Consider the following 9,991-nt stretch of genomic DNA (forward strand, 5'->3'; position numbering starts at 1 on the left):
GCGGCGAAGTCGCGCGCGGCGGCACGCAGCGCAGCGGCCTGCGGATGGTTCTCGGCCAGCGCGCCGACGATCAGCACCGCACGACCGGCGCCCTGCACCGCCTTGCGCAGCGCGGCGTCGGCCAGCGCCTCGGCGAACTTCGACGGCGCCACGATCTGGCGGCCGGCCTGGTCGAAGGCCACGTCGAAATCGACCGGGTTGATCGAGTACACCTTGGTCTGGCGCTGCATCCGCGCCTTGCGCAGGCGTGCATGCAGCAGCGGCAGTTCATGGCGCAGGTTGCTGCCCAGGATGACCACCACGTCGGCCTGCTCGATCTGCGCCAGCGGCAGCGCGAACGGCTCGGCCAGCGCGGCATCGGAGAAGTCGCGGTTGTACACGCGGTAATCGAGGTTGCCGCTGTCCAGACCGTCGGCCAGGCGCGCCAGCAGCGCGCCCTCCTCGTTGGAGGTGGACGGATGCGCGAGCACGCCCAGCGCGTCGCCACGGTTGGCCTTGAGGATCTCGCTCGCGGCGGACAGCCCTTCGGCCCACGACACCTCGCGCCACTGCCCGTCGACCTTGCGCATCGGCCGCAGCGCGCGGTCCTCGGCGTACAGGCCCTGGTGCGAATAGCGGTCGCGGTCGGACAGCCAGCACTCGTTGACCGCTTCGTTGTCGCGCGGCACGGTGCGCAGCACTTCGCCGCGGCGCACGTGCAGGAACAGATTGGAGCCCATCGCGTCGTGGTAGCCCAGCGACTCGCGCGCCACCAGTTCCCATGGCCGCGCGCGGAACTGGAACACCTTGTTGGTCAGCGCGCCGACCGGGCACACGTCGACCACGTTGCCGGACAGCTCGGTGGTCAGCGGCTTGCCGTCGTAGGTGCCGATCTGCAGGTTCTCGCCGCGGTACATGCCACCCAGCTCGTAAGTGCCGGCGATGTCCGCGGTGAAGCGCACGCAGCGGGTGCACTGGATGCAGCGGGTCATCTCGGTGGCGACCAGCGGCCCGATGTCCTCGTCCGGCACCACGCGCTTGCGCTCGTTGAAGCGGCTGACCGAACGGCCGTAGCCCAGCGACACGTCCTGCAACTCGCACTCGCCGCCCTGATCGCAGATCGGGCAGTCCAGCGGATGGTTGATCAGCAGGAATTCCATGACGCTGCGCTGGTACTTCAGCGCCTTGTCGCTGCGCGTCTGCACCTTCATGCCGTCCATGACCGGCGTGGCGCAGGCCGGCGACGGCTTGGGCGACTTCTCGACGTCGACCAGGCACATGCGGCAGTTGGCCGCGATCGGCAGCTTCTCGTGGTAGCAGAAGCGCGGGATCGGGATGCCGGCCTTGTCGGCGGCCTGAATGATCATCGAGCCCTTCGGCACGACCAGCGACTGGCCGTCGATCTCGACGGTCACATGGCCTTCCGGCACGACCGCGGGGGTCGCGCCGGGATTGTTGGGTTGCGCGCTCATGCGGCGGCTGCCTCCACCTTCTTGCCGTCAACCATCGAATGACCGTTGACGATGTAATACTCGAATTCGTCCCAGAACTGGCGCAGGAAGCCCTGGATCGGCCAGGCTGCCGCTTCGCCGAAGGCGCAGATGGTGTGGCCTTCGATCTGCCCGGCGACGGTGCGCAGCTGGTGCAGGTCTTCCATCGTGGCCTTGCCGGCCACGATGCGCTCCAGCACGCGGTGCATCCAGCCGGTGCCTTCGCGGCACGGGGTGCACTGGCCGCAGGACTCCTTGTGGAAGAACTGCGAGATGCGGCAGGCGAACTTCACGCAGCACACGCTGTCGTCGAGCACCACGATCGCGCCCGAGCCCAGGCCGGTGCCCAGCGCGCGCAGGGTGTCGTAGTCCATCTGCAGGTCTTTGAGCTGCTCGGCCTTCAGCACCGGCATCGACACGCCGCCCGGGATCGCGCCCTTGAGGGTGCGGCCCGGCTTCAGCCCGCCGGCCATTTCCAGCAGTTCGTCGAAGGTGGTGCCCAGCGGCACTTCGAAGTTGCCGCCCTTCTGCACGCAGCCGGACACCGAGAAGATCTTCGGGCCGCCGTTCTTGGTCTTGCTCAGCCCCAGGAACCACTCCGGGCCGTTGCGGATGATCGCCGGCACCGACGCGTAGGTCTCGGTGTTGTTGATCGTCGACGGCTTGCCGTACAGGCCGAAGTTGGCCGGGAACGGCGGCTTGTAGCGCGGCTGGCCCTTCTTGCCTTCCAGCGATTCCATCAGCGCGGTCTCTTCGCCGCAGATGTAGGCGCCGGCACCGAGGGCGCCGTAGATGTCGATGTCGATGCCGCTGCCGAGGATGTTCTTGCCCAGCCAGCCATTGGCGTAGGCGTCGGCCAGGGCCTGCTCGAAATGCTCGAAGGGCTCGTGGTGGAACTCGCCGCGCAGGTAGTTGTAGCCGACCGTGGAGCCGGTGGCGTAGCAGGCGATGGCCATGCCCTCCACTACCGAATGCGGGTTGTAGCGCAGGATGTCGCGGTCCTTGCAGGTGCCCGGCTCGGACTCGTCCGAGTTGCACAGGATGTACTTCTGCGGCGCGCCCTTGGGCATGAACGACCACTTCAGGCCGGTCGGGAAGCCGGCGCCGCCACGGCCGCGCAGGTTCGACTGCTTGACCATCTCGATCACCTGCTCCGGCGGGATCTTCTCTTCGAGGATCTTGCGCAGCGCAGCGTAGCCACCGGTCTTCAGGTAGCTCTCGTAGGACCACGGGGTGTCGTAGTGCAGCGTGGTGTACACCACCTGGTGCGGCTGCGGCGCGGGGCCGACCGGACCGGTGGGAGCGTGGGGATGCTGTGCCATTGCCGTTACTCCAACCCGTCCAGCAATTCGTCGACCTTGTCCTTGGTCAGATGCTCATGGTAGTGGCCGTTGATGACCATCATCGGTGCGCCGGCGCAACCGGCCAGGCACTCTTCCTCGCGCTTGAGGTAGACGCGGCCGTCGGCGGTGGACTGGCCCAGCTTGCAGCCGAGCTTCTTCTCGGCGTGCGCGACCAGATCCTCGGCGCCGTTGAGCCAGCAGCTGATGTTGGTGCAGAACGCGACGTTGTTGCGGCCGACCTTCTCGGTCTCGAACATCGAGTAGAAGCTGGCGACCTCGTAGGCCCACACCGGCGGCAGCTCCAGGTACTTGGCCACGCCGGCGATCAGTTCGTCGGTCAGCCAGCCCTGGTTCTGCTCCTGCGCGGCGTGCAGGCCCTGCAGCACCGCCGAGCGCTTGCGGTCCGGCGGGAACTTGCTCAGCCAGTGATCGATGTGCGCGCGCGTCTTGTCGCTCAGCACCACCATCGGATCGACGTCGCGCGCCGCTTCGAAATTACCTGTCGCCTTCATCGGTCGACCTCACCAAACACCAGATCATAGGTACCAATCATCGCCACCACGTCGGCCAGCATGTGGCCGCGCACGATCGCGTCCATCGACGACAGATGGGCGAAGCCCGGCGCGCGCAGGTGCACGCGGAACGGCTTGTTGGCGCCGTCGGACATCAGGTAGCAGCCGAACTCGCCCTTCGGCGCCTCGACCGCGCAGTAGGTCTCGCCGGCCGGCACGCAGTAGCCTTCGCTGAACAGCTTGAAGTGATGGATCAGCGCTTCCATGTCGTCCTTCATCTCGGCGCGCTTGGGCGGCGCCACCTTGAAGTTCTCGACCATGACCGGGCCCGGGTTGGCCTTCAGCCACTGCACGCACTGCTTGATGATGCGATTGGACTCGCGCATCTCGGCCACGCGCACCAGGTAGCGGTCGTAGCAGTCGCCGTTGGTGCCGAGCGGAATGTCGAAATCGACGCTGTCGTACTTGGCGTACGGCTGCTTCTTGCGCAGGTCCCAGGCGATGCCCGAGCCGCGCAGCATGGCGCCGGTCATGCCCCAGGCGTAGGCCTGCTCCGGGGTGACCACGCCGATGCCGACGGTGCGCTGTTTCCAGATGCGGTTGTCGGTGAGCAGGGTCTCGTACTCGTCCACGCGCGCCGGGAAGGTGTTGGTGAACTCCTCCAGGAAGTCCAGCATCGAGCCTTCGCGTGCGGCGTTGAGCCGCTTCAGCGCATTGCCCTTGTGCCAGCGCGATTCCTGGTACTTGGGCATGCGGTCCGGCAGGTCGCGATAGACGCCGCCCGGGCGGTAGTAGGTCGCGTGCATGCGCGCGCCCGACACCGCCTCGTACACGTCCATCAGCTCTTCGCGCTCGCGGAACGCGTACAGCATCACCGCCATCGCACCCAGATCCAGGCCGTTGGAGCCGACCCACATCAGGTGGTTCAGGATGCGGGTGATCTCGTCGAACATGGTGCGGATGTACTGCGCACGCTCCGGCGCCTCGATCCCCAGCAGGGTCTCGATCGCGCGCACGTAGGCGTGCTCGTTGCACATCATCGACACGTAGTCCAGGCGATCCATGTAGCCGATCGACTGGTTGAACGGCTTGGACTCGGCCAGCTTCTCGGTGCCACGGTGCAGCAGGCCGATGTGCGGATCGGCGCGGACCACGGTCTCGCCGTCCATTTCCAGGATCAGGCGCAGCACGCCGTGCGCGGCCGGATGCTGCGGGCCGAAGTTCATCGTGTAGTTGCGGATTTCCTGCTTGGCTTCGGCAGGATTGCTGGCGAACCCGTCGTGCGCCTGGTGGTACTCGCTCACTTGGCGGACTCCTTCTGTGCTTCGCCCGCCGCGGTCTGGTAGCGCGCATCGTCGCGGATCACGCGCGGCACGCCCACACGCGGCTCCACCGAGGTCACCGGCTCGTAGATCACGCGCTGCTTCTCTTCGTCGTAGCGCACTTCGACGTTGCCGATCAGCGGGAAATCCTTGCGGAACGGATGGCCGACGAAGCCGTAGTCGGTGAGGATGCGGCGCAGGTCCGGGTGCCCGGCGAAGACCACGCCGAACAGGTCGAACGCCTCGCGCTCGAACCAGTTCGCGCCCGGCCAGATGTCGGTGACCGAGGCCACCACCGGCAAGTCTTCGTTCGGCGCGTAGCAACGCACGCGCAGGCGCTGGTTGTGGCGATAGGAGATCAGCTGCGCCAGCACGGCATAGCGCTGCTGCGGGACCGGCAACGGCTGGGCGCCGCCGGCAGCCTCGCCGCTGGGGAACTCACCCCAGGCGAACCGGCCCACGGCCTTGCCTTCGACGCCGCGGCTGAAGCCGTGCGAGGACACGTCCGAGGTATCCCACTCGTCGCTGCCGTAGCCCAGGTAGTCCACGCCGCACAGGTCGGACAGCTGTTCGAAACCGAACTCGTCGCGCAACGCCAGGCAGGTGGCGTGCCAGGCGTCGGCCGGCACTTCCAGGGTGACTTCGCCGCGCGGAAGGGCCACGAAGACCTGGCTGCCGGGGAAACGGGCGCCGAGTCGGTCGCTAAAGGAAGATGCTTGCTCTGCCATGGGGGCTTGGCGTGCTCTCTGAGGAAAGAGGAATCAGCGCGCGATGGTCTGGGTTCGCCAGATCTTCTTCTGCAACTGCAGGATGCCGTAGACCAGGGCCTCGGCGGTCGGCGGGCAACCGGGGACGTAGACGTCCACCGGCACGATGCGGTCGCAACCGCGCACCACCGAATACGAGTAATGGTAGTAGCCGCCGCCGTTGGCGCAGCTGCCCATCGAGATGACCCACTTCGGGTCCGGCATCTGGTCGTAGACCTTGCGCAGCGCCGGGGCCATCTTGTTGACCAGGGTGCCGGCGACGATCATCACGTCGGACTGGCGCGGCGACGGGCGGAACACCACGCCGTAGCGGTCAAGGTCCAGGCGCGCGGCGCCGGCGTGCATCATCTCGACCGCGCAGCAGGCCAGGCCGAAAGTCATCGGCCACATCGAGCCGGTGCGCGCCCAGTTCAGCAGCGCATCGACGCTGGTGGTGACGTAACCCTTCTCCAGCAGCGGGTTTTCGCCTTCGGGACGCAGGATGTCGTCCACCCGCCCTTCCGGGATCGGGTTGGTCATCAGGCGATCCAGGGTCTGAATCACTCCCATTCCAGCGCTCCCTTCTTCCACACGTAGACAAAACCGAGGAACAACATGCCGACGAACAGGCCCATGGTGACCAGGGAGCGAGCGCCCAGGTCCATGAACACCTGCGTCCACGGCACGATGAAGATGATTTCCAGATCGAAGACGATGAACTGGATGGCGATCAGGTAGTAGCGCACATCGAACTTCATGCGCGCGTCCTCGAAGGCCTCGAAGCCGCACTCGTACGGCGAGAGCTTCTTCAGGTCGGGACGCCGGGGACCGAGGAACCGCCCCACCAGCATCAGCGCGACGCCGATACCGGTGGCCACGATCAGAAACAGCAGGGTCGGCAAATATTCGGCCAGCACTCGCGATTCTCTCTTGCCTGTGCCCGCGCGCGTGCCGCGCAGGCATGGGATAGACGATTCTCCGGGCGAGGGCGTGATGCCTTCGCGCAGAAACCGTAGCCAAACAATGGTGCCCAAGAGGGGACTCGAACCCCTACGACCTAAGTCGCTACCACCTCAAGGTAGTGCGTCTACCAATTCCGCCACCTGGGCTTGCGTAAAACCGCGCGGCAATCCCGCCGCGCAACATATTGTAACCGCCTTCAGTCTTTCTGCGACGGGGCAGGCGACTTTTCTTGCGCTTTTTCCGGCGCCTGCTGGGCGGTCGGGGCGGCGGCGGGGGCAGCCGGCGCCGCGGCGGCGGCCGACGGCGCCTGCGGAACCTGCAGTTCGCCGGCCGGCGCAGCCGGCGCCGGGGTGGCCGACTGCGACATCACGCCCAGGTTGGCATCGGCCGGACGCGCGCTGTGGCCGGCGTACCAGGCCATGAACAGGCTGATGGCGAAGAACACCACCGCCAGCCACTTGGTCGACTTGGACAGGAAGTTGGACGCGCCGCGCGATCCGAACACGGTGCCGGATGCGCCGGCGCCGAACCCGGAACCCGCCGCCGCACCGGCGCCGCGTTGCATCAGGATCAGCGCGATCATCGCGATCGCCACCAGCACGTAGACCACATTGAGGATGACCATCAGCATTTCGAAATCCGTCCGGACAGTACGACTTGGGGGACGAACGGCCGCCAGCGGCGGCCGTTCGCTCAACAGGTGGCCGCCGCTCGCACGATGGCCAGGAATTCCGCGGCGACCAGCGAGGCGCCGCCCACCAGCCCGCCATCGACATCCGGCTGCGCGAACAGCTCGGCGGCGTTGTCGGGCTTGACGCTGCCGCCATACAGGATCGGCAACGAATCCGCGATTCTAGCATCGCGCGCCGCCACTTCGCCACGGATGAACGCGTGCACCGCCTGCGCCTGCGCCGGGCTGGCGGTGCGGCCGGTGCCGATCGCCCAGACCGGCTCGTAGGCCACCACCGCGCGGGCGAAGCCGTCGGCGCCGACCAGATCCAGCACCGGCGCCAGCTGCGCGGCGATGACCGCCTCGGTGCGCCCAGCCTCGCGCTGCTCCAGGGTCTCGCCCACGCACAGGATCGGGACCAGCCCGGCGTGCAGGGCGGCGGCGAACTTGCGCGCGACCAGCTCGCTGCTCTCCTGGTGGTACTGGCGCCGCTCCGAATGCCCGACCAGGCCATAGTCGGCGCCCACGTCCACCAGCATCGCCGCCGACACCTCGCCGGTGTAGGCGCCCTTCTCGTTGCTGCTGACGTCCTGCGCGCCGAAACGCAGCAGCCGGTCCTCGAAATGCTCGATCAGGTCGCCCAGGTACGGCAGCGGCGGCAGGATCACCACCTCCACGTCGTGCTCGGCCTCGTGCAGCCCGGTGACGATCTCCCGTACCAGGTCGGCGGCGAAGTGGCGGGTGCCATGCAATTTCCAGTTTCCGGCTACGATCTTGCGTCGCATCGGCGCATCTCCGGCGAAAAAGTGCCGAGAGGATAGCCGATGCGCCGCCAAGGGCCGGCATCGTCCCTGCCGTTCCACCCTCCCGCCCCGCTCCACGCGCAGAAACCGCCATGACCCAGCTTCCCGGCTACGCCCTGATCACCGGCGCCTCCAGCGGCATCGGCCGCGAGATCGCCCGCGAGTACGCCCGCCGCGGCGTGCCGCTGATCCTGAGCGCGCGCCGCGAGGCACAGCTGCAGGCGCTGGCCGCCGAACTGCGGCCGCAGGTGCCGGTGGAGGTACTGGTCGCCGACCTGGCCGATCCGGCCGCGCCAGCCGCGCTGGTGGCCGAGATCGAACGGCGCGGGCTGGCGGTGCGGATCCTGGTCAACAACGCCGGCTACGGCGTGCCCGGCCGCTACATCGCCCAGGACTGGGCGGTGCACGCGGCATTCCTGCAGGTGATGGTCGGCGCCGTGTGCGAACTGACCTGGCGGCTGCTGCCGGCGCTGCGCGCCAGCGGCCAAGGCCGCATCCTCAACGTCGCCTCGTTCGCCGCCCTGGTGCCCGGCGCCGACGGCCATACCCTGTACGCGGCGGCGAAGAGTTTCATGCTGCGCTTCAGCGAATCGCTGGCGCTGGAGAACGCCGACCGCGGCGTCGGCGTCTGCGCGCTGTGCCCCGGCTTCACCTGGTCCGAGTTCCACGACGTCACCGGCACCCGCGAACAGATGGATGCTATGCCGCGCTGGATCTGGCTGCAGACCGCCGCGGTGGCCCGCGCCGGCATCGACGGCGCCGAACGCGGCAAGGTCCGGGTGGTCCCCGGCGCGGTCTACCGCGCCCTGCTCGGCCTCACGGCACTACTGCCCAATGCCCTGCTGCTGCGGCTGATGGGGCGCGGCTCGCATCGGATCAGGTCGGTGGAATAGCCCGCGACCTGCCGGTCCTGCGAGCGGGGTCCGGGTATCGCGCCGCGCGGCAGGCCGCTAGGGCTGGTTGACGATATCGCCGTGTAGCGGCGCCAGCCTGGCCAGCAACCGGTTCTGCACGCGGCGCTGGATGCCGCGCTGGTCCATTGCCCACACCAGGTCCTCGACCAACGCGTTGAAGTCCGCCTCGTGGATCGGCAGATGCTGGTGCGCCTGCTTCATCGGCTTGGCGGTGTCGGCGCATGGCCCGTCGCTGAGGTGGCAGAACTTCTGCACCAGGCGCTGGTCCAGCATCACGATGTTGACCCGGGCGAATTGCTGGACGATGCGCGGGTCGTCGGCGATGCGCGACAGCAGCGTCTCCACCAGCGCCTCGATGCCGGGCTGGCCGCCCAGGTCGGCGTACAGCGTGCGCGGCGGCCGCGGGGCGCTGGCGCAGCCGGCCAGCAGCGCGGCCGTCGCCAGCAGAATCGGGATCAGGACGCGCATCGGCCTGGCCATGTCAGAACGCCACCTGCAGGGAGAGATAGGGCCCGCGCTGGTCGCGCAGGGTGGCGACGTCCCCGAGGTCGGCCCAGGCGCCGACCACGGACACGCGCTTGTTCGCGAACCATGCCACGAACGCATCCGTCCAGGCGTCCTCGCGGGCGAATCCGAGGTTGTCCGGTTTCTGCCGGTATTCCAGGCCCAGCACCCAGGACGGGTCGAGCACCACCGCGACGCTGGCCTCGGCCACCAGCCGGTAGGTATTGCCGCGATCGCCGCCGAACCCGAGCAGCCCGGTCTGGTTGGCGCGGGTGGCGCGCAGGGTGCCGTTGACCAGCAACTGGTAGCCGCCGGCCGCGTCCAGCCACAGCTTGGCGGCGCTGAGATAGATGTCGGCGCCATGGTCGGCGCGCGCGCCGATCGCCAACGGCAAGGCGCCGTCGCGCAGCCGCTTGTATTGCACCCCCAGCGCCACCTGCGGCGCGGCGCCGTAGACCAGGTCGCCGCCCAGCCGCAGCTTGGCGCCGACCACGTCCTGACCGAGCGCATGCCACGGCAGCGCCAGCCGCCGCTGCAACGTGCCCAGGTCCAGGCGCTGCCGCGCCAGCGACAGCTCCAGGCGGTTGCCCAGGGTCAGCGCCGCCCCCTGCACGTCCAGCCGGTAATCGCCGCTGTCCACGTGCGTGGCGAACAGCACCGCGCCGTCCTGATCGCGCGTGCCGTAGCCGGACAGCGCCGCCCACGGCACGATGCCGCCACCGCCGCTGCCTTCCACGCTGGAGGC

The 9,991-nt window shown here is 68.2% G+C and carries 12 protein-coding genes and 1 tRNA gene; 1 reads left to right on the forward strand and 12 read right to left on the reverse strand.

The window, feature by feature from the left end; all coding sequences use genetic code 11:
* From nuoG to tpiA, 10 genes are all read right to left on the reverse strand, one after another.
* Positions 1 to 1,451, reverse strand: a 1,451-nt coding sequence (nuoG, locus tag D588_RS0101400; protein ID WP_017914714.1) for an NADH-quinone oxidoreductase subunit NuoG, incomplete at its 3' end; no start/stop codon positions are given.
* Positions 1,448 to 2,791: an NADH-quinone oxidoreductase subunit NuoF gene (gene nuoF / locus D588_RS0101405; RefSeq protein WP_017912136.1), complete on the reverse strand. Its 1,344-nt coding sequence runs from the start codon at positions 2,789 to 2,791 to the stop codon at positions 1,448 to 1,450. The genes nuoF and nuoG, both read right to left, overlap by 4 nt.
* A 5-nt stretch (positions 2,792 to 2,796) precedes the next feature.
* The gene (nuoE, locus tag D588_RS0101410) at positions 2,797 to 3,324 is read right to left on the reverse strand and encodes an NADH-quinone oxidoreductase subunit NuoE (protein ID WP_010343009.1); all 528 of its coding nucleotides are present in this window, start codon (positions 3,322 to 3,324) and stop codon (positions 2,797 to 2,799) included.
* Positions 3,321 to 4,628, reverse strand: a complete 1,308-nt coding sequence (locus D588_RS0101415) for an NADH-quinone oxidoreductase subunit D (protein WP_017914715.1) — start codon at positions 4,626 to 4,628, stop codon at positions 3,321 to 3,323. Before D588_RS0101415 ends, nuoE begins: the two co-directional genes overlap by 4 nt.
* Positions 4,625 to 5,374: an NADH-quinone oxidoreductase subunit C gene (locus D588_RS0101420; RefSeq protein ID WP_026143244.1), complete on the reverse strand. Its 750-nt coding sequence runs from the start codon at positions 5,372 to 5,374 to the stop codon at positions 4,625 to 4,627. The genes D588_RS0101415 and D588_RS0101420 overlap by 4 nt, the downstream gene beginning before the upstream one ends.
* A gap of 33 nt (positions 5,375 to 5,407) precedes the next feature.
* The gene (locus D588_RS0101425) at positions 5,408 to 5,962 is read right to left on the reverse strand and encodes an NADH-quinone oxidoreductase subunit B (protein ID WP_010343006.1); all 555 of its coding nucleotides are present in this window, start codon (positions 5,960 to 5,962) and stop codon (positions 5,408 to 5,410) included.
* On the reverse strand, positions 5,953 to 6,309 hold the full coding sequence (locus D588_RS0101430; RefSeq protein WP_010343005.1) for an NADH-quinone oxidoreductase subunit A: 357 nt from the start codon (positions 6,307 to 6,309) through the stop codon (positions 5,953 to 5,955). The genes D588_RS0101425 and D588_RS0101430 overlap by 10 nt, the downstream gene beginning before the upstream one ends.
* A 107-nt stretch (positions 6,310 to 6,416) precedes the next feature.
* Positions 6,417 to 6,501 (reverse strand) — tRNA-Leu (locus tag D588_RS0101435).
* 50 nt (positions 6,502 to 6,551) lie between these two features.
* Positions 6,552 to 6,986, reverse strand: coding sequence for a preprotein translocase subunit SecG (gene secG / locus D588_RS0101440; RefSeq protein ID WP_017914716.1), 435 nt, complete (start codon positions 6,984 to 6,986; stop codon positions 6,552 to 6,554).
* A gap of 62 nt (positions 6,987 to 7,048) precedes the next feature.
* A complete protein-coding gene (gene tpiA, locus D588_RS0101445; RefSeq protein ID WP_026143245.1) occupies positions 7,049 to 7,810 on the reverse strand; it encodes a triose-phosphate isomerase in 762 nt (253 codons plus the stop codon).
* Positions 7,811 to 7,920: 110 nt separating this feature from the next.
* Between tpiA and D588_RS0101450 the strand changes: the two genes are divergently transcribed.
* Positions 7,921 to 8,721: an SDR family NAD(P)-dependent oxidoreductase gene (locus tag D588_RS0101450; protein WP_017914717.1), complete on the forward strand. Its 801-nt coding sequence runs from the start codon at positions 7,921 to 7,923 to the stop codon at positions 8,719 to 8,721.
* 57 nt (positions 8,722 to 8,778) lie between these two features.
* On the opposite strand, the gene D588_RS0101455 is transcribed toward D588_RS0101450, so the two are convergent.
* On the reverse strand, positions 8,779 to 9,222 hold the full coding sequence (locus D588_RS0101455) for a group 1 truncated hemoglobin (RefSeq protein ID WP_026143246.1): 444 nt from the start codon (positions 9,220 to 9,222) through the stop codon (positions 8,779 to 8,781).
* A gap of 1 nt (position 9,223) precedes the next feature.
* On the reverse strand, positions 9,224 to 9,991 hold a 768-nt coding region (locus D588_RS0101460), incomplete at its 5' end, for a DUF3034 family protein (protein WP_017914719.1).

The organism is Xanthomonas sp. SHU 308 (assembly GCF_000364645.1).
Taxonomy (GTDB): domain Bacteria; phylum Pseudomonadota; class Gammaproteobacteria; order Xanthomonadales; family Xanthomonadaceae; genus Xanthomonas_A; species Xanthomonas_A sontii.